We start from the raw sequence: 26,290 nt of genomic DNA on the forward strand, positions 1-26,290 counted from the left end.
CTGCGGGAAAGGGGCGGACGCGGCGGACGCGCCCGCCCCTGGGCCGGTGGTTACCGGCCGGTGGTACCGCGCCGCAGACGGAGCGTCAGCACCTGGAAGGGGCGCAGTGACACCGCGACCGCGCCCTCGCCGTCGATGTGCGCGCTCTCGTCCGGCAGCGGCCGCTCCAGCAGGTCGGTCACCTGGGCACCCGCGAGTGGGAACCCGGTGCTCAGCACACCCTGGGCGCGGCCGCCGCGCGACTCGTACAACCGCACGACCACGTCACCGGACTCGTCGTCGGCGAGCTTGACCGCCTCGACGGTGACGCCCTCGCCGGCCACGGACACGACCGGCTCCGCGGGGCCCGCCGCGTCCGCGACGCGCAGCGGCAGGTTGAGGGCGTAGCCCTCGGCGACCGCGTCGCCGATCGTGGCGCCCGGGAGCAGGGAGTACGTGAACCTGTGCCTGCCCTGGTCGGCCTCGGGGTCCGGGATCCGCGGGGCGCGCACCAGGCTGAGGGCGACCGTGGTCGTCGTTCCGCCGTCCTCGCGGACCGTGCGGGTGACGTCGTGGCCGTAGGTCGAGTCGTTGATGACCGCGACGCCGTAGCCGGGTTCGCCGATGTGCACCCAGCGGTGGCCGCAGACCTCGAAGCGGGCCGCCTCCCAGCTGGTGTTGGTGTGCGTGGGCCGCTGGACGTGGCCGAACTGGATCTCCGCGGAGGAGTGCGCCGCCCGGACGTCCACCGGGAAGCCCGCCTTGAGGATCTTCTCGGCCTCGTGCCAGTCGATCTCGGTCTCGAAGTCGATGCGGGGGCTGTCGGCGCGAAGCGTGATCGTCTGGGTGAGCGTGGAGCCCTTGCCGAAGGAGCGCGTGACGCGGATCGCGCCGAGCAGGGGGTCGGCCGAGACGATCTCGACGGAGTCCGGGGACAGGAGGTCGGTGTAGCGGTTCTTGTAGTGCTTGTCGATGTCCCAGGCGTCCCAGTAGTTCGGGAGGTCGGTGTGCAGGCGGAGCAGGTTGCCCTTGCCGGCGAGCACTTCGCGGTGCGACCGCAGATCGTAGACAGAAGACAGTGTTCCGTCTTCCGCAACCTGTACACGCACCAGACCGTTGTCGAGGACCAACCCCTCCGCCTTCACCGGCCGCGCGGGCCGGGCGTCGGTCAGGGGCGCGCTGCCGTTCGCGGGCACCTCCACGTACACCGGTGTGCCGTCGGCCCTGTGGACCACCTCCGCGCGGTCGCAGGGGCTGGTGTTGAACACGCGGGCGCCGCCACCGCCCAGCGCCGCGACCGCCTCGGCCGTCAGCGTCTCCAGCTCCTCGGCGACGCGCGCGTATTCGGCCTCCGCCTCCCGGTGCACCCAGGCGATCGAGGAGCCGGGCAGGATGTCGTGGAACTGGTGCAGGAGGACCGTCTTCCACAGCCGGTCGAGCTTCTCGTACGGGTAGGCGTAGCCCGGGGCGTGCAGCGCGGCCGTCGTGGCCCACAGCTCGGCCTCGCGGAGCTTGTGCTCGCTGCGGCGGTTGCCCTGCTTGGTGCGGGCCTGTGAGGTGTAGGTGGCGCGGTGCAGCTCCAGGTAGAGCTCGCCGTTCCAGACCGGGGCGTCCTCGTACTCCTCGCGGGCCTTGGCGAAGAACGCGTCGGGGTGCTCGACGACGACCTTGGGCGAGCCCTCCAGGTCGGCGAGCCTGCGGGCCCGTTCCATGATCTCGCGGGTGGGGCCGCCACCGCCGTCGCCCCAGCCGAAGGGAGCCAGGGAGCGCGTACCGCCGCCCTTCTCGCGGTAGTTGCGCACCGCGCGGTCCATCTCCTCGCCGCTGAAGCGGGCGTTGTAGGTGTCGACCGGCGGGAAGTGGGTGAAGATGCGGGTGCCGTCGATGCCCTCCCACCAGAAGGTGTGGTGGGGGAACTTGTTGGTCTGGTTCCAGGAGATCTTCTGGGTGAGGAACCACTCGTTGCCGGCGAGCTTGGCGAGCTGCGGGTAGGCGGCGGTGTAGCCGAAGGAGTCCGGCAGCCACACGCCCTTGGTCTCGACGCCGAAGTGCTCGATGAAAAACCGCTTGCCGTGGACGAGCTGGCGGGCGATGGCCTCGCCGCCGGGCAGGTTGCCGTCGGCCTCGACCCACATGCCGCCGACCGGGGCCCACTGGCCCTTCTTCACCGAGTCCTGGATGCGGGCCCACACGTGGGGGTAGTTGTCGCGCACCCACTCGTACTGCTGGGCCTGGGAGCAGGCGAAGATGAAGTCGTCGTACTCGTCGGCCAGGGACGTCACGTTGGAGAAGGTGCGGGACGTCTTGCGCTTGGTCTCGCGGATCGGCCACAGCCAGGCGGAGTCGATGTGGGCGTGGCCGACGCCGGAGATGGTGTGGGCGCTGGCGTGGGCGGGCCGGGCCAGGACGGGGGCGAGGACCTCGCGGACGACGGCGGCGCTGCCGGAGACGTCGTCCAGGTCCAGGGTGTCCATGGCCCGGTCCAGGGCGTGCATGATCTCGTGGCGGCGCGGTTCGTGCTCACCGAGGTGGACCATGAGCTCGCTCAGCACCTGGAGGTCCAGGTCGAGGTGCCAGACCTCCTCGTCGAGGACGGCGAGGTCGGCGCGCCGGAACGTGTACAGCGGCTTGTCGCCCGCCGTCAGGACGTCGCCCATCAGGGTCGGGGCCGAGAAGTTGTCGGCGAGGATGTCGGGGTTGGAGGCCGCCTCGACCAGGTAGTCGACCGTCTCGCCGCCGGTGGCGGGGTGGGCGATCGGCACGTACTGGTTGAGCGGGTTGACCGCCTTCAGGGGCGTCCCGTCCGTGAGGTGGACCAGCGCCTCGGCCTGGTTGCCGGGCCAGTCCCCCACGAAGCCGAGGTCGATGACCGCCTCGACGCGCTTGCCGGCCCACTCGGCGGGCACCTGGCCGCGCATGCGGAACCAGGTGGTCCCCCAGGGCGGGCCCCACGGGGTGTCCATCACGAAGGGCTCGTAGGGCGCGGCGGCGGCCTCCGCGAAGGGGACCGGCTCCCCCGGCGCCTGCCATGCCTCTACCTCGAAGGGGACGGTGGCCGCGTAGATCGCGGGCTTGATGCGCTGGGTGTGGACGCGCTCGACGCGCTCCTCGATCCGGCGGCGTTCGTCGTGCATGGAAGTCTCCAGGAAACCAGTAAGGGGAAAGCGCTTACTTCAGGTACGCCAGGCCGGGATGGACCGAGGTGTATCCGTCCACCAGTTTGCGGGCGACGTTCACGGAGTCGACGAGCGGGTGCAGCGCGAACGCCTTCACGGCCGTCGCACGGGAGCCGGCCTCGGCGGCGGCCAGCACCTCGCGCTCGACCGCCTTCACCGAGCAGACCAGGCCGGTGGCGTGGTCGGGCAGCGGGGCGACGGCGACCGGGTGGGCGCCGTTGGCGTCGACCAGGCAGGGCACCTCGATGACGGCGTCCGCGTCGAGCACCGAGAGGGTGCCCTGGTTGCGCACGTTGAGGATCAGGGTGGTGCGCTCGTCACGGGCGATGGCCCTCATCAGCGCGAGGGCCACCTTCTCGTAGCCGCCGGACAGGTCGTCGGCGTCGCGCTCCCCGGCGCCCGCCGTCTCCCGGTTCTCGGACATGTAGGTGGCCTCGCGCTCGGCGCGGGTGCGGTCCCAGGCGGTCAGGGCCGCCGCGTCGGGACGCTTCATCTCCTCGTAGAAGCGGGCCTGCTGGTCGGCGAGGAAGGCGCCGCGGGTCTTCACGGCCTGCTGGTAGGAACGGACGGCTTCCCGGTTGAAGTAGTAGTAGTGCAGGTACTCGTTGGGGATCGCGCCCAGGGACTGGAGCCAGTCGACGCCGAAGAGCTTGCCCTCCTCGAAGGAGCCGAGCAGGTCGGGGTCGGCGAGCAGCCGCGGGAGTTCGTCGCGGCCGGCGACGCGCAGGCCGCGCACCCAGCCGAGGTGGTTGAGACCGACGTAGTCGATCCAGGCCTCCTTGGGGTTCGCCCCGAGGACGCGGGCGATCCGGCGGCCGAGGCCGACCGGCGAGTCGCAGATGCCGATGACGCGGTCGCCGAGGTGGCGGGACATGGCCTCGGTGACCAGTCCTGCCGGGTTGGTGAAGTTGATGACCCAGGCGTCGGGCGCGAGGCGGGCCACGCGCCGCGCGATGTCGACGGCCACCGGGACCGTCCGCAGACCGTAGGCGATGCCGCCCGCGCCGACCGTCTCCTGGCCGAGCACACCCTCGTCCAGCGCCACCCGCTCGTCGTTGGCGCGGCCCTCCAGACCACCGACCCGGATCGCGGAGAAGATGAAGTCGGCGCCGCGCAGGGCCTCGTCGAGGTCGGTGGTGGCGGTCACCCGGGGCGCGTCGGGCACGGCGGCGGCCTGCTCATCCAGCACACGGGCGACTGCATACAGTCGACTGTCGTCCAGATCGTGCAGAACGACTTCCGTGACCCGGCCCTCGGCGCGGTCCGTCAGCAGCGCCCCGTACACGAGCGGCACCCGGAATCCGCCGCCGCCCAGAATCGTCAGCTTCACGCCGCACCCGCCTTTCCTCGTTCTTCCGCCAGGACCACGTCGACGCCCGCCTCCTCCAGGGAGGACCGGGTCGCCGCGTTCACCGGCGCGTTCGTCACCACCGCGTCCAGCTCCTCGGGACCGCAGACCTTCGCCATGCCGGTACCCGGGAACTTCGCCGAGTCGGCGAGCAGGACGACCTTGTCACTGGCCTTGATCATGGCCCGCTTCACCGGGACCTCGACCACCGTCGTATCCATCACCTGCCCGCCCGGCCGCACTCCACTGGTGCCGAGGAAGAGCCAGTCCGCGTGCAGCTGGCGCAGATTGTCCTCGGTGAGGAAACCGACCAGGGAGCGGTACTCGCGGCGGAGCATGCCGCCGAGCAGCACCAGCTCGATGCCCTCGTCGTCGGCGAGCTCCTCGTAGACCACCAGGTTGCTGGTGATCACGGTGAGGCGGCGGCCGTGCAGCTGTCTGGCCAGGCGGTAGGCGGTGGTGCCGATGTCGAGCAGCACCGACTGACCGTCGGCCACCATGGCGGCCGCGTGAGCGGCTATGGCGTCCTTCTCGGCCACCCGCACCTCGGCGACCTCGGCGAAGGGCTGGTCGCCCTCGTCGGCCACGGCCCCGCCGTGCACCCGCGTCAGCAGGCCGTCCTCCTCGAGTTTGACCAGGTCACGCCGGATCGTGGCGGGGCTCACCCCCAGTTGCTCGGAGAGATCGGTCACGGCCGCGGGACCGCCGGAGCGCAGGGCCCGCAGGATGAGTTGATGTCGTCGTTCTGCCAGCACGACGTGAACACTACTCGTCATCTTCAATCATTTCTATGCTCACTTCTGCTGAGGTCTTGACCAATGTCGCCGATCGGCGCACGATTCCGGTCACCGAAATGAAGAGTTTTGACGAGACTCTCCTGACGATCTGACGAGACTCTCCAGACGAGAGGATGCGCGCGTGGACGACGACCGGCCCGAGGTGCTGCTGACCGGGCTGCTCTTCTACGACCTCGTCCTCACGGGTCTGGGCAGGCCGCCGGCGCCGGGCGAGGAGGTCTGGACGGCCGGCATGGGCTGCGGCCCCGGCGGCATCGCCAACCTGGCCGTCGCCGCCTCCCGCCTCGGCCTGCGAACCTCCCTGGCCACGGTGTTCGGCGACGACTTCTACGGCGCCTACTGCCAGGAGATCCTCGCCGGTCAGGAAGGCGTCGACCTCTCACTCTCGCGCGTCGCGGACGGCTGGCACACCCCCGTCACCGTCGCGCTCGCCCACGGCAACGACCGGGCCCTGGTCACCCACGGCCAGGAACCGCCGTACTCGCAGGACGCGCTGATGGGCGACCCGCCCGAGGCGCTCACGGCCCTCGTGCACCTGGAGGCCGAACCGCGCGCCTGGCTCGCCAAGGCCGCCGCGAACGGCACCCGGATCTACGCCGACGTCGGCTGGGACCCCACCCAGCAGTGGTCCACCGACCTCCTCGACCAACTGTCCCTGTGCCACGCCTTCCTCCCCAACGAGACCGAGGCGATGGCCTACACCCGTACCGACAGCGCGGTCGCCGCCCTCGGCACGCTGTCCGAGCTGGTGCCGGTCGCCGTGGTCACGCGGGGCGGCGACGGCGCCGTCGCCGTCGACCAGACCACCGGCGAGTACGTGGACGTCCCCGCCCTGGACATCGACGTCCTGGACGCGACGGGCGCCGGGGACGTCTTCGGCGCGAGCTTCGTCGCCGCCTCGCTCGGTGGCTGGCCGCTGGAGGAACGGCTGCGGTTCGCCGTACTGGCCGCGGGCCTGTCCGTACGGCATCACGGTGGTGCGCTGGCGGCCCCCGGCTGGTACGGCGTCGACCGCTGGTGGCGCTCGCTGACCGACCCCGCCCTGAAGCGGGCGTACGGCTTCCTGGCGGAGCGGCTCCCCGCCGATCCCGGTCCTCCCGTCCGGTACGCGCCCGTCACGCCTCCCGTACGGCAGCAGTGACCCCCGCTCTCGCGAAGCCCCCGACATCCCCCCTCGTATGCGAAGTTGCGAACAGACCCGAAAGGCGGTGGGAGCTGTGCGGCTCTCACGAAGAGGCCTGCTGCGCGCGGGCCTGGCCGGCACGGCGGCCACGGCGCTGGGCGGCCTGACGTCCGGCTGTGCCGTTCCGACCGGCTCGACCGGCTCGAACATGGTCCTGTGGTACTGGGACGGCGGCCTGGGCGACACCGTCGTCGCCAAGGCCAAGGCCCGCTACGACAGCACGGTCGACCTCCGGGCCATCAAGATCGGCGGCTACTACCGGTCCAAGCTGATCACCACGATGGCCGGACGTGCCCACGTCCCCGACATCGCCGGCCTCAAGGGCGAGGACATGGCGTCCTACCTGCCCAACGCGGACCAGTTCGTGGACCTGCGGACCCTGGGCGCGGAGCAGTACAAGAGCCAGTACCTGTCCTGGAAATGGGACCAGGGCATCGCCGACGACGGCTCGATGGTGGGCTTCCCCATCGACTGCGGTCCGGTCGCGCACTTCTACCAGTACGAGGTCTTCCGCGAGGCGGGACTGCCGTACGAGCCCGCCGACGTGTCCCGGGAGCTGAACACCTGGGAGAAGTACTTCGCGGCCGGCGAGCAGCTCCGGAAGCGGATTGCCGGAACCTCCCTGCTCACCGACGTCAACAGCGTCTTCGAGAACGTGGTGCAGCAGGGCAGCAGGCGGTACGTCGACAAGGACCGCAACTTCATCGGCGACCAGGAGCATGTGCGGGCGGCCTGGGCGCTGGCCGTGGAGGCCAAGCGGCGCCGGATCGTCTCCAACCTGGTCACCGGCACCCCGGACCAGATCTCGGCGGTGGACTCCGGCAAGCTGCCCAGCCAGCTCGGCGCCTCCTGGGCGACGTACGACATCAAGAACGGCAACCCGAAGACCAAAGGCAAGTGGCGGATCGCGGACATGCCGGTGCGGCCCTCCAACAACGGCGGCTCGTTCCTGTCGATCACCAAGGCGTGCCGGGAGCCCGAGCAGGCCTTCGAGATCATCGCGTGGATGCTCGACGCGGCCAACCAGGCCTCGGGCTACGTCGACGCGGGCCTGTTCCCCTCCACTCCGGCCTCGTACGGCCTGAAGCAACTGCGCGAACCCGACCCGTTCTTCGGCGGCCAGGTGACGACGGACGTCTTCGGGCCCGCCGCGCAGAAGATCGTGGTCGCCTACAACAGCCCCTTCGACGTGGCCCTCGGGCAGCCCATCAAGGACGAGATCAAGAACGTCGGCGTCCTCGGCAAGGACCCGGAGAAGGCCTGGAGTGACGCCATGAGCAAGTGCCGGCGCATCGCGAAGCACCTGGGGGTGAGCTACTGATGGCCACCGTCCCCGCCCTGGAGAAGCCCCGCGTGGTCCTGGCGGACCCGCCCGTCGTGCGGCCGAAGAACGGGTGGCGCAAGTACTGGCACCTGTATGCCGCGATCTCCCCGTTCTATCTGCTGTTCCTCGCCTTCGGTCTGATCCCCGTCGGCTTCTCGCTCTACCTCTCCTTCCACCGCTGGGACGGTCTCGGCTCGATGGAGTGGGCGGGCCTGTCGCAGTACCGGTACCTGCTGAGCGACAGCGACTTCTGGAGCTCGATCGGCAACACCCTCGTCATCTGGGCGCTGGCCACCTTCCCCATGATCTTCCTGGCGATGGTCACGGCCGTGATGCTCAACGCGGCGGTCCGCTTCAAGAACGTGTACCGGTTCGCCTACTTCCTGCCGAACGTCACCTCGGTGGTGGCGATCGCCATCGTCTTCGGCTCGGTGTTCTCCACCAACTTCGGCCTGGTGAACGCCCTGTTGCAGGCCGTGGGCCTGGACCAGGTGGCCTGGCTGAACACGCCGTGGGGCATCAAGGTCGCCATCGCGACGCTGATGACCTGGCAGTGGGTCGGCTACAACGCGATCATCTTCCTCGCGGGACTGCAGACGATCCCGGGCGAGCTGTACGAGGCGGCGCGCATGGACGGCGCCGGTCCCCTGCAGACGTTCTTCCGGATCACGCTGCCCCTGCTGCGGCCGACCCTGCTGTTCGTGCTCGTGGTCTCCACGGTCACCGGCCTGCAGAGCTTCACCGAGGCGCAGGTCCTGCTGCAGAACACCTCGAACGACTCGACGTTCTCCGGCGGCCCGGACCACGCGGGCCGGACGATGGTCCTCTACTTCTTCCAGCAGACCTTCGACAACAACGACTTCGGCTACGGCGCCGCCGTGGCGTGGGGCATCTTCCTCGTCGTCGTCATCTTCTCGATCATCAACTGGCGGCTGGTGCAGCGCCGGGACGAAGACTAGGGAGGCCCGAACACCATGGCATCCATCCAAGGCACCAGGCGCCCCAAGGGCATACAGGGTGTCCGGCGCCGGGGCATCGCACTGCACGCGGTCCTCGTCACCGGGCTGCTGCTGTCGGCCTTCCCGTTCTACTGGGCCATCATCATGTCGACGCACACGTCGACCGAGATCTTCTCCTACCCGCCGAAGCTGCTGCCCGGCTCGCACTTCCTTCAGAACGTGCGCAGTCTCTTCGACAACATCGACTTCTTCGGCTCGATGCTCAACTCGCTGCTCGTGGCCTGTTCGGTGACCTTCCTGGTCCTGTTCTTCGACTCGCTGGCCGCGTTCGTCTTCGCCAAGTTCGAGTTTCCGGGCCGCAGGGTGCTGTTCGTCGTGCTGATGGCGATCTTCATGGTGCCGACGCAGATGGCGATCATCCCGCAGTTCGTGATCATGGCGAACATCGGCTGGATCGGCTCGATGACCGCGCTGATCGTGCCGGCCGCGGCCAACGCGTTCGGCATCTTCTGGATGCGCCAGTACATGCAGAGCGCGATCCACGACGAACTGCTGGACGCCTCGAAGATCGACGGGGCGAACTTCCTGCGCCAGTACTGGCACGTCGCGCTCCCGGTCGTCCGCCCGGGTCTCGCCTTCCTCGGCATCTTCACCTTCATGGCCCAGTGGAACGACTACGCCTGGCCCCTGATCGCCCTCACCAACCCGGACAACGTCACCCTCCAGGTCGCGCTGTCCCAGCTCAACGGCGTCCACGGCACCACGGACTACGGCATGGTGATGACCGGTGCGCTGCTCGCCCTGATCCCGCTGCTGATCGTGTTCGCGATCGGCGCCAAGCAGATCATCGGCGACCTCGGCAAGGGGGCCATCCGCTGATGGATCCCTTGCTGGCGCTCCGCCCGTGGGAGGCACCCGAGGTGACCTCCTGGCGTCGGCTGCCGATGAACGCCGTCGATCGCCGCGCCGGGGCGCTGAAGCTGGACGGTGACTGGCGCTTCCAGCTGCTGCCGGCGCCGGACGCGCCGCTGACGGACGCGTGGTCGTCGGCGTACGTTCCCGGTGTCTGGACCATGCAGGACACCGACGACCTTCCGCAGTACACCAACGTCCGTATGCCGTATACAGAATTCCCGCCACTGTCTCCGGCCGGCAATCCGACGGGTGTCTACGAGCGTGTGGTGGACGTGCCCGCCGAGTGGGCGGGGCGGCGGATCGTGCTCCAGGTGGGGGCCGCCGAGAGCGTGCTCCTCGTGCACGTGGACGGGCGGCCGGCCGGCGTCTCCAAGGACTCCCACCTGGCCGCCGAGTTCGATCTGACGGGGATGGTGCGCGCCGGTGAGCGGGCCGTCGTACGGCTGACGGTCGTGAAGTGGTCGGACGCCTCGCACATCGAGGACCAGGACCAGTGGTGGCACGGGGGCGTCACCCGGTCGGTGCTGCTGTACGCGACGGATCCGCTGCACCTCGCCGACGTGACCGTGCGGGCCAGGCGGTACGGCGACCTGCGGGTCGACTGCCGGGTGCGGGACGCGGGCGGCGCCCTGCCCGGGGGGTGGTACGTCAGCGGCGAGCTGAACGGTCACCTCCTCACGCAGGACACGGAGTTCGACCGGGCCAACGCCGACGACGACCGCGTCTCCGACTTCCTCGGCGAGGCACGGCTGCAGGCCACCGTCGCGGACGTGCGTACCTGGAACGCCGAGACGCCCGAGCTGTACGACCTGACGGTGCGGCTGCACCGCGCCGACGGCACCGTCGCCGACACCTCGCACCACCGGGCCGGCTTCCGGGACGTCGAGATCGTCGGGCGGGACCTGCTCGTCAACGGCGAGCGGGTGTTCGTCCGGGGCGTCAACCGGCACGACTTCCATCCGCTGACCGGGCGGACGGTGTCGCGGGACGACCTGCGCGCCGACCTGGTCGTGCTGAAGCGTTTCGGCTTCAACGCGATCCGCACCTCGCACTACCCGGCCGACCCGGCACTGTACGACCTCGCCGACGAACTGGGCTTCTACCTCGTCGACGAGGCGGACATCGAGTCCCACGACCACGCCCACGAGATCGCCGACGACCCGCGCTATCTGAACGCCTTCGTGGACCGCGTCTCCCGGATGGTGCTGCGGGACAAGAACCACCCCTCGGTCATCATCTGGTCGCTGGGCAACGAGTCCGACTACGGCGCGAACCACGACGCGGCGGCGGGCTGGGTACGCCGGCACGACCCGACCCGGCCGATCCAGTACGAGGGCGCCGCCAAACTCGGCTGGGCGGACCCGGAGGTGGCCTCCGACATCGCCTGCCCGATGTACGCCCCGCTGGAGGACTGCGTGGCGCACGCGCTGTCCGGCGAGCAGACCAAGCCGCTCATCCAGTGCGAGTACTCCCATGCGATGGGCAACAGCAACGGCACGCTCGCGGACCACTGGGCGGCCATCGAGTCCACCCCGGGTCTTCAGGGCGGCTTCATCTGGGAGTTCTGGGACCACGGCATCCTGCAGCGTGTGAACGACGGAAGACCGGTCGGGCGAGGGGGCGCCGGACTCCATGACAACGGTGTCACCGCGCCCGGCCACCGCTGGGCGTACGGCGGCGACTTCGGGGAGCGGATCCACGACGGCGCCTTCATCGCGGACGGGATCGTCTTCCCGGACCGGACGCCCAAACCCGTGATGTACGAGCACCGGGAGATCGCGGCGCCGGTGCGGCTGGAGTGCTTGCGGCACGAGGGCATCGTCATCGGCAACCACCAGCACTTCCGCGGTCTGGACTGGCTGTCCGCCCGGTGGGAGCTGGCCCTGGCCGACGGCGGCACGCTGACCGCACCGGCCGAGCTGCCCGAGCTGCGCCCGGGTGAGACGGCGGCGGTGCCGCTGCCGTTCGAGCTGCCTCACGGCGGCGGCGAGGCGTGGCTGACGCTGCGGGTGACGACCGCGGCCGACGAGGCGTGGGCGCCGCGCGGCACGGTGGTGTGTCTGCCGCAGGTGCGGCTGCGCGCGGCTGAGCCCAAGCGGTTCACCCCCTTGGCGCAGAACCGTTCCGTCGAGGTCGACGGGGAAGGGCTGCTCCTCCACCCCCTGCTCACTTCCGCACCCGTCCTCTCCCTGTGGCGGGCGCCCACCGACAACGACGAGCTGGGCGGTATGGCGCCGCGCTGGCGGACCTGGGGGCTGGACGCGCTCGTGCGCAAGGTCGCCGACGTCCGCCGGGCGGCGGGGCGGGTCACCGTGCACGCCGAGTACGCGACCGAGGCGGGCGTCGTCCGCCATGTGCAGGTGCTCACGCCGGTCGAGGGCGGCGTCCACGTCGAGGAACAGGCCGAACTGCCGGACGCGCTGGACGATGTGGCGCGGGTCGGCTCCGTGTTCGAGACGGTGGCGGGTCTCGACCTGATGGAGTGGTACGGGCAGGGCCCCTGGGAGTCGTATCCGGACCGCGGCTTCGGCGCGCCCGTCGGCCATCACTCCGTACCGGTGGACGAGTTGTTCACCCCCTATCTGCGTCCGCAGGAGAGCGGCGGGCGGCACGGCGTACGGCGGTTCACCCTGTCGGCGCCGGACGCCACGGGTCTCACGGTCGCGCTGGACGAGCCACGGCAGGTGTCCGTGACCCGTTACCGCGCCGAGGACCTGACCGCCGTGACCCACCACGACCAACTCGTCCCACGGGCGGGGTGCGTGGTCCATCTCGACGCGGCCCACCGCGGCCTGGGCACCGCCTCGTGCGGGCCCGACACCTCACCGTCGTACCTCGTCGCGCCGGGCGTCCACCACTGGAGCTGGACCCTGCGCGCCCTCTGACCACCCCCCACGCCACCTCTGTCACCTTTTACGCAGTGTTACGGAGCACACGTGTGCGTTTCGCATGAGCACGACCAGGGCGAGGCCGCGCAGGCCGGTGCCGGAAGACGCGGTTTCCTGCGGGCGACGGCGCTTCTGGGCGCCGCCGCGACGGCCGGTCTCGCGCTGCCGGCGGCCGCCGAGGCGGCCCCGGCCTCCGCCGCCTGGCGGCCCGACCCGGACAGCAGCCGCTTCACGCTCGCCGTCATGCCCGACACCCAGTACCTCTTCGACGGGCCGAGCATCGACAAGGCGCCGATCGAGGCGTCCCTGCGCTACCTCCTGGAGCACGGCAGGGAGGAGAACATCGTCTTCCTGTCCCACCTCGGCGACCTCACGGAGAACGGCGCCGAGAGTGAAGTCACCGCGATCAGCGAGGCGTTCGGGCTGCTGGACCGGCGCGGTGTCGGCTACAGCGTGCTGGCCGGCAACCACGACGTGAAGTCGTCGACCGACGACCAGCGGGGCTCGACGCCGTACCTGGACGCCTTCGGACCGGACCGGTTCAAGGGCAAGCCGACCTTCGGCGGGGCTTCGCCCGACGGCTACAACACCTTCCACCTCTTCAAGGCGGCCGGCCGGGAGTGGATGGTCCTAGCGCTGGACTGGCGACTGTCGGCGAAGGGGTACGCCTGGGCCAAGGACGTCCTGGCCAGGCACCCCAAGACGCCGGTCGTCCTCACCACGCACGAACTGGTCGTCGAGGACGACACCCTGTCGGCGTACGGACAGCAGTTGTGGGACCAGCTGATCGAGGACCACGACCAGATCTTCCTCACCCTCAACGGGCACTACTGGCCGGCAGGCCGGGCGACGCGCAGGAACGCTGCCGGGAACGACGTCCACCTGCACCTGACGAACTATCAGAACCGGTACTTCGGCGGCGCGGCGATGATCCGTCTGTACCACTTCGACCTGGACCGCGACGTCATCGACGTCGAGACGGTCTCACCGTGGATCCTCGGCCGGGCCTCGAAGGGGCTGAACGAGCTGGAGCGGCAGGAGATCGAACTGAGCGGCGACGCCGACCGCTTCTCCGTCGACATCGACTTCGCGGCCCGCTTCTCCGGCTTCGCCCCGCAGCCCGTGCGCCCGGCCCGCCCCGTCTCCAGGATGCTGGTCCCGGGCACGGTCGCGTACTGGCGCTTCGAGTCACCCGCGTCCGGCACGATCCGTGACCTGTCCGGCCGCGGCAACGACCTCACCCTGGTGTCGGTGGGCGGCGGCTCCCTGGGCTGGTCGGCCGACCACCACCCCGACCAGCCCGGCCACGGCAGCCTGGAGTTCTCGGGCTACAAGTCCCCGCTGAAGGGCGCCTACCTGCGCACGGTCGACGGAGCTCCCCTCAACTCGGCGACATTCAAGGCCGGTTACACCATCGAGGCCTTCTACCGCCTCCCGGCCGACTGGGACCCCGACCACAACGCCTGGTCGGGACTGGTCAGCCGGACCGGCACGGGCGGCGCCGCCGGCAAGACCGAGGACGACCCCGATGAGCCGCTGGCCACGCTCTCGCTGTCCGACGGGCCCGGCCCGCAGTGGGCGGTCCGCCCGCTCAACCAGCAGGGCATCGCCACGAACTGGGGCGACGAGACGGCCCGGGAGGTGTGGTGGCACGTCGCCGTCGTCAACGACGGCTCCCACACCACGATGTACGTCCAGGGCTGCCCGGTCGCCCGCAATCCGCACGCCTCCGCTGTCGGGCTCACCTCCGTCGGGCTGCCGTGGCTGCTCGGGGGATACGAGTACGCCGGAAAGATCGACCAGATCCTGCACGGACGGCTCGGCGACGTCCGCATCGTCGAACGGGCGCTGCCCGTCACCTCGTTCATGAACCACTGAGTCTTTGATCACGCAGAGGACAGACACCATGACCGATCAGCAGCTGCCCTCCTGGGCCGACCCGTCCGTCTCCCCCTCCGACCTCGACGCGCAGGGTGTTTCCCGGCGCGGGCTCCTGCGGCGCGCCGGCCTGTTCGGCGCGGCGTTCGCCCTCGGCTCCGCGGCCACGCCCGCGGTGGCGGCAACGGCGGCGGACGAGCGCCCGCTCGGCGGCGAGGACCCCCGTCTCGCCTATCTCGTCGGCGACCACCACATCCACTCCGTCTACAGCCACGACGCGAAGTACACGTTCTCCCAACTGGCCACCGCGTCAGCCAAGTACGGTCTCGACTGGATGGTCTTCAACGAGCACTCCAACTTCGGTCACGCCTACTACGGCGCCGCGATGGAGCACCAGGAGATCCTCAAGGCGCGGGCCGAGAACCCCCGTCAGCTGATCTTCCAGGGCCTGGAGTGGTACATCCCGGCCGCCGAGCACTGCACGGTCTTCTCGGCGCCCGGCCCGCACGAGGTGGACCTGCTCACGCAGTTCGAGCTCGCGTACGACGGCAAGCTGCTCAACTACACCGACGGCGCGGCCGACAACCCGAACACGGCCCGCAACGAGGCACACGCCGTGAAGGCCATCAAGTGGCTGGCCGACCAACGGCGTTCGGGCTACGTCGACGACGTCCTCGTCCTCGCGAACCACCCGCTCCGGCTGGGCATCGACTCACCGCACGAGATGCGCAACTGGCGGGACGCGGCGCCCGAGATCATGATCGGGATGGAGGGGGCGCCCGGCGCCCAGGGCGGAGGCATCCCCGGCTGGGAGGGACCCGACTCGCAGCGCGGCGAGTACACCAACAAGCCGTCCGTGAACTCCTGGCCCGGCTATCCGGAGAACGCGTACGTCCTGTACGGAGGATACGACTGGATGACGGCGACCGTCGGCGGCATGTGGGACTCCATGCTCGCCGAGGGCAAGCTGTTCACCATCACCACCAACTCGGACGTGCACCGCGTCGTCTTCGACACCTGGAAGAACGGCGACTGGCTGCCGGGACAGAACTTCGACAACACCGGCCACATCCCCGACCCCGTGAACACCGACTCCCCCCAGCCCGGCGGCGACTTCTGGCCCGGCCAGTTCAGCCGCACCCATGTCGGCGTGACCCGCTACGGCTACCGCTCGGTGATGGCGGGCCTGCGGGCGGGCCGGGTCTGGCTCGACCACGGGCATCTGCTCGACGGGCTCGACGTCCGGCTGACACGGGACCGCGACTTCGGACCGGGCGTCACCCTGGGCGGCCGGCTGCGGGTCCGCAAGGGCGAGAAGCTCACGCTGAACGTCACCGTCACGACCACCTCGCGCCCCAACACTCAGGGAATTCTGCCCGAGTTGGCACACGTGGACGTGATCCGGGGCGCGGTGCGCGGCCCGGTGGCCGACCGTGACACCTGGAAGGCTCCCGACACGAAGGTCGTCCAGACGAAGGACGTCTCGGGCCGCAAGGGGACGTACACCCTGCGCATCCCGGTCACCGCCGGGGACGAGTCCTTCTACGTCCGCCTCCGCGGCAGCGACGGCAAGCGCAACGGCGCCGGCTACCTGGGTGCCTCCGTCGACCCGCACGGCCCGATTCCCCACGTGCCCGGAGACGGTGACCCGTGGGCCGACACGTGGTTCTATTCCAACCCCGTCTTCGTCGACGTGACAGGAGCCTGATGAGACGTCAACTCGTTGCTCTGGCTGGCTTATTGGGTGCCTGCGCGCTCGGCGTGGGCACGGCGTCGGCCGCCGGTGACCCGCACTGGGCGCAGACCGCCACCGCGTACACCGACACCCTCGGCGGCGGTCAGGGCCTCGCCAGTCGCGCGGACGGCTCACTGCTGTACCGCGGACTGGCGTCCATCCCCCTCGATCTGCGCGTCAAGGGCTGGAACCACATCGGTGACCCGGACATCGCGCGCGGGTACGTCTTCGACGCCTACCAGGGCCCCGACACGGCCACGTCGAAGATGTTCGCGGTCACCACACCGGCCGGGAAGCGCTACGAGTACGTCCACCGGCTCAACCCGGGCGAGCAGCTGAACAACTCCTTCGCCGCCGTCTCGCCCGACGGGCAGTGGCTGGTGTCGGGTGAGTGGGGCGACCAGAACAGATTCCAGGTCTTCCCCGCTCCCCTGCTCAACCCGGCCACTCCTCCGACCGGCGGCGACCTGCCGGAGGTCTGGCAGATCACGCTCGACAAGCCGGTGCGCGACATCCAGGGCTGCGACTTCGTGACGGACACCCGCCTGGTGTGCGCCTCGAACGACGCCACCGGCACGCTGTTCCCCGAGATCCGGCCGCTGCTCCGGATCGACCTTGCCCACAAGCTGGACGGACAGGCGGTCACCGGCTCGGTGCGGAGCCTGTTCGGGCTGCCGCAGCGCAGCGTGTGCACGGGCACGTTCGAGGCGGAGGGCGTCGACCACGACCCGGGCAGCGGCACCTTGCGCGTGGAGGTGATCCCGCCCGGAGTGTGCGCGGTGGCGACGGCCGTGTACTCGTACAAGCAGGTCACGGACTGATCGGCGGGAGGTAACGTGGGCCGCGTGACCACCGAAGAGTCGCTGCGGCCCCAGTCGCTCATGCTGACGTTCCTGGGCGACCAGGTGCTCGGCCGGGACGTCTGTGTGTATTCGGGCAGTGTCATCGACGTCTTCGCGTGCGCCGGGGTCGGCGAGCAGGCGACGCGGTCGACGCTGACCCGCATGGTGAACCGCGGTCTGCTGCGCCGGCAGCGTGAGGGCCGCCGCATGTACTTCGGCCTGACGGAGCGCTCGGCGGCGGTGCTGCGGGACGGCGGCCGGCGCATCTGGCAGACCGGCGCGGTCAACCGGCACTGGGACGGCACCTGGACTCTGCTCGGCTTCTCCCTGCCCGAGTCCTGGCAGCGGCAGCGCCACGACCTGCGCTCCAAGCTCACCTGGAGCGGCTTCGGGCCGCTGTTCAGCGGCCTGTGGATCGCGCCCGGCGAGGTCGACGTGTCGTCGCTGGTCGACGAGCTGGGCCTGTCCGCCCATGTGAAGGTCTTCCGCGCACACGCCGACACCGGCATGGACATCGGCGCGATGGTCGAGGAGACCTGGGAGCTGGCCGAACTGGCGGCGCGCTACGAGGAGTTCGTACGGCGCTGGCAGCCGTGGGAGGCCCGGCTGCCCACCCCCGACGACGTCTCCCCGGCCTCCGGGCGCGAGGATCCCCAACTCGCCTCGCTCGCGCTACGGCTGCGGCTGTCCACCGAGTGGCTCCAGGTGATCCGCCGCGACCCCCGCCTGCCGGTCAGGCACCTGCCGGACGACTGGCCGGCGGAAGAGGCCGAGAAGACGTTCCGGACGGTTTACGACCGGCTCACCCCGCTCGCCCGGGAGTGCGCGCAGCGGCTGCTCGACCTGGTGCCGGTGCGCGAGAGCGACTGAGCCCGACGACGCGCGAGCTGACCCGTGCGGCTCGGCGGGCGCGGGCCCGGTCCCTCGGTCTCAGGCGTAGAACCGCGACAGGCTCTGCAGCACGGCCGCCGGCTTCGCCCCGCCCTCGACCTCGATCGCCCCGTCGACGGCGACCTGCACACCGCCCGGCACGTCCTCGACCTCCGTCAGCTTCGCCACCAGCCTGATGCGTGAGCCCACCTTCACCGGGGCGGGGAAACGCACCTTGTTGAGGCCGTAGTTGACCTTCGTGGTCACGCCCTGGACGTCCAGCAGCTCGGTGAACAGCGGGATGAAGAGGGAGAGGGTGAGATAGCCGTGCGCGATGGGGGCGCCGAAGGGGCCCGCCGCGGCCCTCTCCGGGTCCACGTGGATCCACTGGTGGTCGCCGGTGGCGTCGGCGAAGGTGTTGATGCGCTCCTGGGTGACCTCGATCCACTCGCTCGTGCCGAGGTCGCTGCCGGCCAGCTTCTTCAGTTCGTCGAGGCCGTTGACGGTGATGCCCATGTGGCTTTCCTTAAGCTGGGAGTCGGAAGCGGAGAGTTGAACGTCAGGACTGGGTGCCGAAGCGTTTGCGCACCCGGGACTTGAGGAGCTTGCCGGAGGCGGTGCGCGGGAGTTCGTCCGCGACGACCACCGACTTCGGGATCTTGTACTTGGCGAGCCGGCCGGCGAGCGAGGCCAGTACCTCGTCGGGGTCCGGCGAGGCACCCTCGCGCGGCACGACGACCGCCCGCGGCACCTCACCCCACTTGTCGTCGGGAACGCCGATGACCGCGCACTCGACGATGTCCGGGTGGGCGAGGAGCAGGTCCTCGATCTCGGCGGGGTAGATGTTCTCGCCACCGGAGATGATCATGTCCTTGATGCGGTCGACGATGTAGACGTAGCCGTCCTCGTCGACGCGGGCGGCGTCCCCGCTGCGGAACCAGCCGTCCGCGAAGGAGGCCGCCGTCTCCTCGGGCAGCCCCCAGTAGCCGGGCATGACGTGCGGGCCGCGGACCATGACCTCGCCGGTCTCGTCGACGTCGACGGGAGCCAGGTCCGGCCGTACCACCCTTACGTCGCTGAAGAAGTGTGGCACCCCGGCCGAACCCGCCTTGCTCGCCACGTGTTCGGCGTCCAGGAACAGCGTGCCGGGAGACGCCTCCGTCATGCCGTAGCCCTGGAGGAAGGTCAGGCCGCGCTCCTGGTAGGCGGCGATCAGCGGCGACGGCACCGGGGAGCCGCCGCAGGTGAGGATCCGCAGGGAGGACAGGTCGGCGTCCTTCCAGCGCGGATGCCGGGCCATCTGGTCGAACATCGTGGGCACGCCGAACATGAAGGTGATCCGGTGCTCTTCGACCAGGCCGAAGGTGGCGTCCGGGTCGAAGGCCTCGACCAGGACGCAGGTGCCGCCCTTGAGGAGGACCGGCAGGGTGAGCATGTTCAGGCCTGCCGTGTGGAACAACGGGGCGGAGACCAGGGCCCGTTCGTCGGCGATCAGGTCGGTGTCGACGAGGACGTTGATCGCATTCCAGGTGAGGTTGCCGTGGGTGAGCATGGCGCCCTTGGGGCGGCCGGTCGTGCCCGAGGTGTACATGATGATGCAGGTGTCGTCGGCCCCGACCGGCTCGTCGATGGGCTCCGCCACGGCCTCGGACAGCGCTTGTTCGTATTCGGCGCCGACTTCGACGTACGTCCGCACGTCCGTGCTGCCCGGCAGGCCGGCGACCAGTGCCTGGAACGACGGGCCGTAGACGAGCGCCTTGGCACCGGAGTCGGCCAGCTGGTAGGCGATCTCCGGGCCGACGAGGCGGGTGTTGAGGGGGACGAAGACCGCGCCGAGGATGCCGGCCGCGAACAGGGTCTCCAGGTAGGAAGGGTGGTTGGGGCCGAGGTAGGCGATGCGGTCGCCACGTCGGATGCCCCGGGCGCGCAGTGCGTGGGCGAGACGGGTGGTGCGTGTATGCAATGTGCGGTAGTCAGTCGACTGCCCACCGTGGACCAGGGCGGTGCGGTGCGGGGTCTTGCGGGCCCGGCGTGCGGGCCACGACCCCAGTCCCTCGTTGCGCATGTCACGCCCCTTACGGTTTGGTCAGCCCGAGCAGGCGGGCGGCGTTCTCCTTGAGGATCTTCGGCCTGACCTCGTCCTTGATCGGCAGCTTCGCGAAGTCGGCGAGCCAGCGGTCGGGGGTGAGGAGGGGGAAGTCCGAACCGAACAGCACCTTGTCCTTGAGCAGCGTGTTGGCGTACTGCACGAGCTGCGGCGGGAAGTACTTCGGCGACCAGCCGGACAGGTCGATGTGCACGCCCGGCTTGTGGGTGGCGACCGCGAGGGCCTCGTCCTGCCAGGGAAAGGACGGGTGCGCCAGAATGATCTTCATATGCGGGAAGTCGGCCGCCACGTCGTCCACGTGCAGCGGGTTCGAGTACTTGAGCCGGATCCCGCCCCCGCCGGGCACGCCGGCGCCGATACCGGTCTGGCCGGTGTGGAAGAGGGCGATGGTGCCGGTCTCCTCGATCACCTCGTAGAGGTCGTACGCCACCGAGCGGTCGTTGGGGAAGAAGCCCTGGACGCTGGGGTGGAACTTGAAGCCCCTCACCCCGTACTCCTCGACCAGGCGCCGGGCCCGCTTCACGCCCGCCTTACCCCGGAACGGGTCGATGGACGCGAAGGGGATGAGGACGTCCGCGTTGGCGGCCGCCGCCTCGGCGACCTCCTCGTTGGGGACGGGGGCCGTGCCGGTCGCGGACTCGGCGTCCACCGTGAAGATCACGGCGGCCATCTTCCGCTCGCGGTAGTAGGCGGCCGTCTCCTGAAGCGTCGGCTTCCGCTTGCCCTCAACCTTGAAGTAGGCGGAGGAGGCGTCGTGCAGGTCGTCGTCCAGGGAGGAGTGACCCTTGGAGGACACCTCCGCGTGGGTGTGGACGTCGATCGCGACGAGATCCTCGACGTCGATGGTCGTCATGGTCAGGCCTCCGGGAACTTGGGGGCCGGGATGCCGACCGTCTGGAGCTCGGCGCCGACCGAGGTGGGGAAGGCGTCGGCCAGGGTCGCGGGGGTCCAGCCGCCGTCGGCGTAGGCCGCGCTGATCTCCTGCGGATGCGACCAGAGTGCCACCTTGTCGCCGCCGATGCCGATGGCCTGGCCGGTGATCGAGCGGGCGGCCTCGGAGGCGAGGAAGGGGACGAGGGCCGCGCAGTCCTCGGGCGTGCCGAAGCCCTCGCCCTTGCGGAGGAAGTCCGGCAGCGGCTCGCCGTTCTTCATGGCCTCGATGTACGGGGCGAACGCGGGGATGGTCTCGGTCATCGCGGTGGCGGCGACCGGCACGATCGCGTTGACGGTGATGCCGGCACGGCCGAGCTCCATGGACCAGGTGCGGGCCATCGCGGCGATGCCGGCCTTGGCGGCGGCGTAGTTGGTCTGGCCGAAGTTGCCGCGCTGTCCGGCCGGGGAGCCGACCAGGATCAGGCTGCCGCCCTCGCCCTGCTCGCGCATGCGCACGGCGGCGGCACGGGCGCAGGTGAAGGTGCCCTTGAGGTGGGTGGTGATCACCGCGTCGAAGTCCTCGTCGGTCATCTTCCACAGCACCTTGTCGCGCAGGATGCCCGCGTTGGTGACCAGGATGTCGAGCCGTCCGAACTCCTCGACCGCGCGGCCGACGAGCCGGTCGGCGGCCTCGGTCGTGCCGACCGGGACGACCTCGGCGACGGCGGTGCCGCCCGCCGCGGTGATGGACTTCACGGCCTGCTCGGCCACGGCCTCGTCGATGTCGTTGACGACCACGAAGGCGCCGTGGGCGGCCAGGGCGTGCGCGTAGGCGAGGCCGAGGCCCCGGCCGCTGCCGGTGACGACGGCGGCCTTGCCGGTGAGATCGATGCTGGGCACGGGCGGGTCCCTTCACAAGGTGACACGGGTGATGCGGCCGCGGCTGTGCGGCGTACAGATCGAAGCTAAGAGCAATAATTGGTGACGTCAATAGTTGTTGCCGCCCGGCCGGTGCGTCAGACTGGACGCGGCACCACCTCGACGACGGCTCAGCCCTCCGCTCAGCCACCGCACAGCAAGCCGAACCGCCCCACCCCGGGGCCTCTCCCAGGGAGCCCGCCATCGCTCGCCAGCCACGTGCCACCGACCACGCCGCAGGCCCCGCCCCGATCGACGCCGACGAGCCGTGGATGCGCGGGCTGCACGCGGACACCGGCTACCTCCTGTACCGGCTGGGACTGCGCTCCGGGCAGCTGTTCAACGGCTTCCTCCAGGAGTCCGGCCTGCGCCTGCGCCACTACGCCCTGCTCCGCCTCCTCGCCACCTCCGGGGGCGCCCTGCAGCGCGAACTGAGCACGACCCTCGGCTACGACCCGAGCGCGATCGTCGGCCTGGTCGACGACCTGGAGAAGCTGGGTTTCGCCGAACGCCGGCCCTCCCCGGACGACCGCCGCAGCCGCATCGTCGTCCTCACCGAGGCCGGCCGCGGCTTCCTGCGCGACACCGACGAGGCCGGCCTGCGGGTGACCAACGAACTCCTCGACCCGCTCGACGCGGCGGAGCGGGACGCGCTGCACGCGCTCCTGCTGCGGATCGCGGAGGACGGTCTCAACTGATGTTGTGCAAATGATTGACGGCCGCACGATGGATGCCTAACTTCACCGGGGCATCGGTGAAGTCCCCCACCGGTGACACCCCCACGCCATCGGCATCAGGGAGCACATCGTGCAGCCACCCCACACGTCCGCACGCCAACCGTCCCCACAACAGCGGCAGTTGCGCCGCGTCGCCCTGTCCGGCCTGCTCGGCACGGCAGTGGAGTTCTACGACTTCCTCGTCTACGGCACGGTCGCCGCGCTGGTCTTCGGCGACCTGTTCTTCCCCGGCGCCGACCCCGCGGTCGGCACCATCGCGGCCTTCGGCACCTTCGCCGCGGGTTATGTGGCCCGCCCGCTCGGCGGCATCGTCTTCGGCCACTTCGGCGACCGCCTCGGCCGCAAGTCGATGATGCTGCTGACCATGGCCCTGATGGGCTGCGGGAGTTTCCTGATCGGCGTACTGCCGACCTACGACACGATCGGCGTCTGGGCCCCCGTCCTCCTCGTCGCCCTGCGGGTCGTGCAGGGCCTCGCGATCGGCGGCGAGTGGGGCGGCGCGACCCTGATGGTCGTCGAGCACGCCGAACGCGTCCAGGGTTCCCGGCGCGGCCTGTGGTCCAGCTTCACCCAGCTCGGCGCCCCGCTCGGCTCCGTACTGTCGGCCGGCGTGGTCACGCTGGTCTCCGCCCTGCCCGACGACGACTTCCGCTCCTGGGGCTGGCGGGTGCCGTTCCTGCTGAGCATCCTGTTGCTTGCGGTCGGCATGTTCGTCCGCCTCAAGGTGGCGGAGAGCCCGCTGTTCGCCGAGGTGAAGCCGCAGCCGTCGGCGAAGCCCCCGATCCTGGAGGTGCTGCGGCGCCCGAAGCCGGTGCTGCTGGCCGCCTGTGTCGGGATCGGCGCGTTCACCGCGCAGTCGCTGCTGACCGGATTCATGATTTCGTACGCGGTCGGCCACGGGTACAGCCGTCCACAGGTGCTCGCCGCCGTGACGATCGCCTCGTGCGTCGCCCTGCTGGTCCTGCCCGCCGCGTCCGCGCTGTCCGACCGGGTCGGCCGCCGCCCGGTGGTCCTGGCCGGTGCCCTCGCCTCGGCCGCGCTCGCCTTCCCGGTACTGGCCCTGGTCGACTCGGGCTCCCCCGGCCTGCTGATCCTCGCCCTCGTCCTCGGCCACGGCATCGCCCAGTCCACGATGTACGGCCCGCTCGGCGCCCTGCTCACCGAGATGTTCGGCACCCGCGTCCGCTACACCGGCGCCTCCCTCGGCTACCAGGCGGCCACCCTCGTCGGGGCCGGCTTCTCGCCGCTGATCGCGAGCAGCCTGCTCGCCTCCAACGGCGGCGGCAGCACCCCCGTGTCCCTGCTGCTGTGCGGCGGCGCGGCGATCACCGCGCTCACCGTCTGGCGGATGCGCGAGACCCACACCGACACGCTCGACTCCGCCCCCACCCGCACCGCCACCCCCACCCCGGAAAGGTCACCCCGATGAGGACCCCCACCCGCGTCGCGTTACTGACCATCGCCCTGTGCGCCACGACCTCACTGCCCGCACAGGCACAACCGGCACAACAGGCCGCGACGGACGCCCACATCGAAGGCAAACTCCCCTCGGGTGCGGCCTACTTGATGGACGTACCCGCCGACTGGAACGGCACGGTCCTCCTGTTCAGCCACGGCTACCGCCCCGTCGGCCTGCCCAACGCGGCTCAGAACTCGCCCGATTCGGACTCCGGCGGTGCGACGACCGCCCAACTGCTGGCCGAGGGCTACGCCCTCATCGGCTCCTCGTACGCGACGAACGGCTGGGCCGTCACCGACGCGGTGCCCGACCAGCTCGCCACGCTGGACCTGTTCACGCAGAAGTTCGGCCCGGCCCGGCGGACACTCGCCTGGGGCAGGTCGTACGGCGGCCTCGTGACGACGGCCCTGGCCGAGCGGCACGCCGACCGCTTCGACGGATCGCTGTCGATGTGCGGGCTCGTACAGGGTGGCGTCGCCAACTGGAACAGCACCCTGGATCCGGTGTTCGCGCTCAAGACCCTCCTCGCGCCGGACGCCGACATCCCGCTCACCGGCTTCGCCGACCAGGCGTCCGCGGTCGACGCGTCGAAGGCCCTCACCGGGAAGGTGACCTCGGCCCAGCAGACGCCGGCGGGCCGCGCCCGGATCGCCCTGGCCGCCGCCCTGCACAACATCCCCGGCCACAACGACCCCGCACAGACCGAGCCCGGCCCGTCCGACTGGGCGGGGCAGCAGGCCAACCAGTACGCCGCCGTCACCGGTCTCCTGGGCCGCCCCGCCTTCTCCTGGCGGCAGGAGGCGGAGAGCCGCGCGGGCGGCAACCCGTCCTGGAACACCGGCATCGACTACACCGCCATGCTCGGACGCTCCCCGCTGTACAAGGAGGTGACGGAGCTCTACAAGGAGGCGGGCGTGTCGCTGCGGGGCGACCTCACGGCCCTCGCCCGGTCGCCGCGTATCCCCGCCGACCCCACCGCCGTACGCTGGATGCGACAGACCAGCAGCTTCACCGGCCGCCTCACCGATCCCCAGCTGAACATCCACACCACCGGCGACGCGCTGATCCCCGTACAGTCCGAGAGCGCCTACCGGCGGGCCGCCACCGCCGCCGGCGCGGCACCACTGCTCAGCCAGGCCTACGTCGACGGCCCCGGCCACTGCACCTTCACCACCGGCGAGATGGTCAGCGCCCTGCACACCCTGGAGCACCGACTGGACACCGGCCGCTGGGACACCTCGCCCGCCACCCTCAACTCCCGCGCCCAGCAGGCGGACCCGGCCACCCCGGGCCGTTACCTCGCCTTCCGGCCGACCGCCTACCCCCGCCCCTACGACCTCGCCCACCCGGGAGACGCCCGGCCATGACCACCCGCTCCGCGCCCGACCGGCTGCTGTCCGTCCTCGCCGCGTTCGACCACGAACACCCGGCGCTCACCCTGACGGACATCAGCCGGCGGGCCGGGCTGACCCTGACCACCGCGCACCGGCTCGTGGGCGCCCTCACCGCGTGGGGCGCCCTCGAGCGCGACGAGTCCGGCACCTACCACGTCGGACTGCGCCTGTGGGAGGTCGCGGCACTCGCCCCCCGCGCCCTCGCACTGCGGCAGGTCGCGCTGCCGTACCTGGAGGACCTGTACGAAGCCACGCACGAGAACGTGCAGTTGGCGGTGCGCGACGGCTCGGAGGTCGTCTACATCGAGTGGATCTCCGGCCGCTCGGCGGTCGGCGTCCACATCCGCGTCGGAGCCCGCTGGCCCCTGCACGTCACCGGGGTCGGGCTCGCACTGCTGGCCTACGGCGACCCGGACCTCCAGGAGGAGTACTGCGCCCGCCCGCTCGCCTCCTACACCCCGCACACGATCACCGACCCGGGCCGGCTGCGCCGTGTCCTGGCCGACGTACGCCGCTCGGGCGTCGCGGTGAGCGACCGCCAGGTCACCGAGGACGCCCTGTCGGTGGCCGCCCCGGTACGCGGCCTTGACGGGACGCTGGTCGCGGCCGTGTCGGTCGTCGTGCCGCAGGACGGCGCCCAGGTCCCGACGCTGATTCCGGCGGTGCGGCTGGCGGCGCGGGGGATCTCGCGGGCGCTGGGGTGGCAGCCGGACGGGAGCCGGACATAGGCGGTCGGTGGCGAACGGCCTGTGGCGAACGATCGGCGCTGCCGCTTCCGCTTACGAGCGCGTTCCTGCGCGGCCTGGATTCCTCGCGGCGGCCGCGGTCGTCGTCATCGACACGCGGCGAGCCGGAGACGGCCCGACCGCCGGTGCCGGCCGGCGCCCGATGCAGGACGGCACCCCGCG

The 26,290-nt window shown here is 70.6% G+C and carries 20 protein-coding genes; 13 read left to right on the plus strand and 7 right to left on the minus strand.

The window, feature by feature from the left end:
* Nucleotides 1-50: 50 nt before the first annotated feature.
* Genes ACWBNA_RS21330 through ACWBNA_RS21340 form a run of 3 tightly spaced genes read right to left on the minus strand, consistent with a single transcriptional unit; the run spans nt 51 to nt 5,258 of the window.
* Nucleotides 51-3,113, minus strand: coding sequence for an alpha-mannosidase (locus tag ACWBNA_RS21330; RefSeq protein WP_482706022.1), 3,063 nt, complete (start codon nt 3,111-3,113; stop codon nt 51-53).
* Between the two features lie 34 nt (nt 3,114-3,147).
* Nucleotides 3,148-4,485, minus strand: a complete 1,338-nt coding sequence (locus ACWBNA_RS21335; RefSeq protein ID WP_482706023.1) for a 6-phospho-beta-glucosidase — start codon at nt 4,483-4,485, stop codon at nt 3,148-3,150.
* Nucleotides 4,482-5,258, minus strand: coding sequence for a DeoR/GlpR family DNA-binding transcription regulator (locus tag ACWBNA_RS21340; protein ID WP_482706024.1), 777 nt, complete (start codon nt 5,256-5,258; stop codon nt 4,482-4,484). The genes ACWBNA_RS21335 and ACWBNA_RS21340 overlap by 4 nt, the downstream gene beginning before the upstream one ends.
* A gap of 163 nt (nt 5,259-5,421) precedes the next feature.
* On the opposite strand from ACWBNA_RS21340, the gene ACWBNA_RS21345 reads away from it, so the two are divergent.
* The 9 genes from ACWBNA_RS21345 (at nt 5,422) to ACWBNA_RS21385 (ending at nt 17,894) form a co-directional block, all read left to right on the plus strand.
* Nucleotides 5,422-6,441: a carbohydrate kinase family protein gene (locus tag ACWBNA_RS21345; protein ID WP_482706025.1), complete on the plus strand. Its 1,020-nt coding sequence runs from the start codon at nt 5,422-5,424 to the stop codon at nt 6,439-6,441.
* Between the two features lie 76 nt (nt 6,442-6,517).
* Complete coding sequence (locus ACWBNA_RS21350; RefSeq protein WP_482706026.1) at nt 6,518-7,804, plus strand: ABC transporter substrate-binding protein; 1,287 nt, start codon at nt 6,518-6,520, stop codon at nt 7,802-7,804.
* Nucleotides 7,804-8,766 (plus strand): carbohydrate ABC transporter permease, encoded by a 963-nt coding sequence (locus ACWBNA_RS21355; protein WP_482706027.1) that lies wholly within the window; start codon nt 7,804-7,806, stop codon nt 8,764-8,766. Before ACWBNA_RS21350 ends, ACWBNA_RS21355 begins: the two co-directional genes overlap by 1 nt.
* Before the next feature lie 15 nt (nt 8,767-8,781).
* Entirely contained in the window at nt 8,782-9,645 is an 864-nt protein-coding gene (locus ACWBNA_RS21360) for a carbohydrate ABC transporter permease (protein ID WP_482706028.1), read from the plus strand.
* Nucleotides 9,645-12,566, plus strand: a complete 2,922-nt coding sequence (locus tag ACWBNA_RS21365) for a glycoside hydrolase family 2 TIM barrel-domain containing protein (RefSeq protein WP_482706029.1) — start codon at nt 9,645-9,647, stop codon at nt 12,564-12,566. Before ACWBNA_RS21360 ends, ACWBNA_RS21365 begins: the two co-directional genes overlap by 1 nt.
* Nucleotides 12,567-12,617: 51 nt before the next feature.
* Nucleotides 12,618-14,447 carry a LamG-like jellyroll fold domain-containing protein gene (locus ACWBNA_RS21370; RefSeq protein WP_482706030.1) on the plus strand — a complete coding sequence of 610 codons (1,830 nt, stop codon included), beginning with the start codon at nt 12,618-12,620 and terminating at the stop codon, nt 14,445-14,447.
* A 28-nt stretch (nt 14,448-14,475) separates the two neighbouring features.
* On the plus strand, nt 14,476-16,155 hold the full coding sequence (locus ACWBNA_RS21375) for a histidinol-phosphatase (protein WP_482706031.1): 1,680 nt from the start codon (nt 14,476-14,478) through the stop codon (nt 16,153-16,155).
* Nucleotides 16,155-17,003 (plus strand): hypothetical protein, encoded by an 849-nt coding sequence (locus ACWBNA_RS21380; RefSeq protein WP_482706032.1) that lies wholly within the window; start codon nt 16,155-16,157, stop codon nt 17,001-17,003. The genes ACWBNA_RS21375 and ACWBNA_RS21380 overlap by 1 nt, the downstream gene beginning before the upstream one ends.
* Nucleotides 17,004-17,027: 24 nt before the next feature.
* The gene (locus ACWBNA_RS21385; protein WP_482706033.1) at nt 17,028-17,894 is read left to right on the plus strand and encodes a PaaX family transcriptional regulator; all 867 of its coding nucleotides are present in this window, start codon (nt 17,028-17,030) and stop codon (nt 17,892-17,894) included.
* A gap of 60 nt (nt 17,895-17,954) precedes the next feature.
* Here ACWBNA_RS21385 and ACWBNA_RS21390 read toward each other — a convergent pair whose 3' ends face one another.
* The 4 genes from ACWBNA_RS21390 to ACWBNA_RS21405 are packed head-to-tail and all read right to left on the minus strand — an operon-like array spanning nt 17,955 to nt 21,774.
* Nucleotides 17,955-18,410: a MaoC family dehydratase gene (locus ACWBNA_RS21390; protein WP_482706034.1), complete on the minus strand. Its 456-nt coding sequence runs from the start codon at nt 18,408-18,410 to the stop codon at nt 17,955-17,957.
* A 43-nt stretch (nt 18,411-18,453) separates the two neighbouring features.
* The gene (gene menE / locus ACWBNA_RS21395; RefSeq protein ID WP_482706035.1) at nt 18,454-19,959 is read right to left on the minus strand and encodes an o-succinylbenzoate--CoA ligase; all 1,506 of its coding nucleotides are present in this window, start codon (nt 19,957-19,959) and stop codon (nt 18,454-18,456) included.
* Between the two features lie 10 nt (nt 19,960-19,969).
* On the minus strand, nt 19,970-20,845 hold the full coding sequence (locus ACWBNA_RS21400) for an amidohydrolase family protein (RefSeq protein ID WP_482706058.1): 876 nt from the start codon (nt 20,843-20,845) through the stop codon (nt 19,970-19,972).
* A gap of 11 nt (nt 20,846-20,856) precedes the next feature.
* Nucleotides 20,857-21,774 carry an SDR family NAD(P)-dependent oxidoreductase gene (locus ACWBNA_RS21405; RefSeq protein WP_482706036.1) on the minus strand — a complete coding sequence of 306 codons (918 nt, stop codon included), beginning with the start codon at nt 21,772-21,774 and terminating at the stop codon, nt 20,857-20,859.
* A 290-nt stretch (nt 21,775-22,064) separates the two neighbouring features.
* On the opposite strand from ACWBNA_RS21405, the gene ACWBNA_RS21410 reads away from it, so the two are divergent.
* The 4 genes from ACWBNA_RS21410 (at nt 22,065) to ACWBNA_RS21425 (ending at nt 26,110) form a co-directional block, all read left to right on the plus strand.
* Nucleotides 22,065-22,490 carry a MarR family winged helix-turn-helix transcriptional regulator gene (locus tag ACWBNA_RS21410; RefSeq protein ID WP_482706037.1) on the plus strand — a complete coding sequence of 142 codons (426 nt, stop codon included), beginning with the start codon at nt 22,065-22,067 and terminating at the stop codon, nt 22,488-22,490.
* Nucleotides 22,491-22,599: 109 nt separating this feature from the next.
* On the plus strand, nt 22,600-23,958 hold the full coding sequence (locus ACWBNA_RS21415; RefSeq protein WP_482706038.1) for an MFS transporter: 1,359 nt from the start codon (nt 22,600-22,602) through the stop codon (nt 23,956-23,958).
* Nucleotides 23,955-25,355, plus strand: coding sequence for an alpha/beta hydrolase family protein (locus ACWBNA_RS21420; RefSeq protein WP_482706039.1), 1,401 nt, complete (start codon nt 23,955-23,957; stop codon nt 25,353-25,355). Before ACWBNA_RS21415 ends, ACWBNA_RS21420 begins: the two co-directional genes overlap by 4 nt.
* Nucleotides 25,352-26,110 (plus strand): IclR family transcriptional regulator, encoded by a 759-nt coding sequence (locus ACWBNA_RS21425; protein ID WP_482706040.1) that lies wholly within the window; start codon nt 25,352-25,354, stop codon nt 26,108-26,110. Before ACWBNA_RS21420 ends, ACWBNA_RS21425 begins: the two co-directional genes overlap by 4 nt.
* Nucleotides 26,111-26,290: the final 180 nt, after the last annotated feature.

This window comes from Streptomyces sp. Q2 (assembly GCF_056820935.1).

What these genes read in the sequence shown, in the direction of transcription:
- ACWBNA_RS21330 (WP_482706022.1), bottom strand. Translation starts at nt 3,113, where the DNA reads ATGCACGACGAACGCCGCCGGATCGAGGAGCGCGTCGAGCGCGTCCAC.
- ACWBNA_RS21355 (WP_482706027.1), top strand. Translation starts at nt 7,804, where the DNA reads ATGGCCACCGTCCCCGCCCTGGAGAAGCCCCGCGTGGTCCTGGCGGAC.
- ACWBNA_RS21360 (WP_482706028.1), top strand. Translation starts at nt 8,782, where the DNA reads ATGGCATCCATCCAAGGCACCAGGCGCCCCAAGGGCATACAGGGTGTC.
- ACWBNA_RS21365 (WP_482706029.1), top strand. Translation starts at nt 9,645, where the DNA reads ATGGATCCCTTGCTGGCGCTCCGCCCGTGGGAGGCACCCGAGGTGACC.
- ACWBNA_RS21375 (WP_482706031.1), top strand. Translation starts at nt 14,476, where the DNA reads ATGACCGATCAGCAGCTGCCCTCCTGGGCCGACCCGTCCGTCTCCCCC.
- ACWBNA_RS21380 (WP_482706032.1), top strand. Translation starts at nt 16,155, where the DNA reads ATGAGACGTCAACTCGTTGCTCTGGCTGGCTTATTGGGTGCCTGCGCG.
- ACWBNA_RS21390 (WP_482706034.1), bottom strand. Translation starts at nt 18,410, where the DNA reads ATGGGCATCACCGTCAACGGCCTCGACGAACTGAAGAAGCTGGCCGGC.
- menE (WP_482706035.1), bottom strand. Translation starts at nt 19,959, where the DNA reads ATGCGCAACGAGGGACTGGGGTCGTGGCCCGCACGCCGGGCCCGCAAG.
- ACWBNA_RS21410 (WP_482706037.1), top strand. Translation starts at nt 22,065, where the DNA reads ATGCGCGGGCTGCACGCGGACACCGGCTACCTCCTGTACCGGCTGGGA.
- ACWBNA_RS21420 (WP_482706039.1), top strand. Translation starts at nt 23,955, where the DNA reads ATGAGGACCCCCACCCGCGTCGCGTTACTGACCATCGCCCTGTGCGCC.
- ACWBNA_RS21425 (WP_482706040.1), top strand. Translation starts at nt 25,352, where the DNA reads ATGACCACCCGCTCCGCGCCCGACCGGCTGCTGTCCGTCCTCGCCGCG.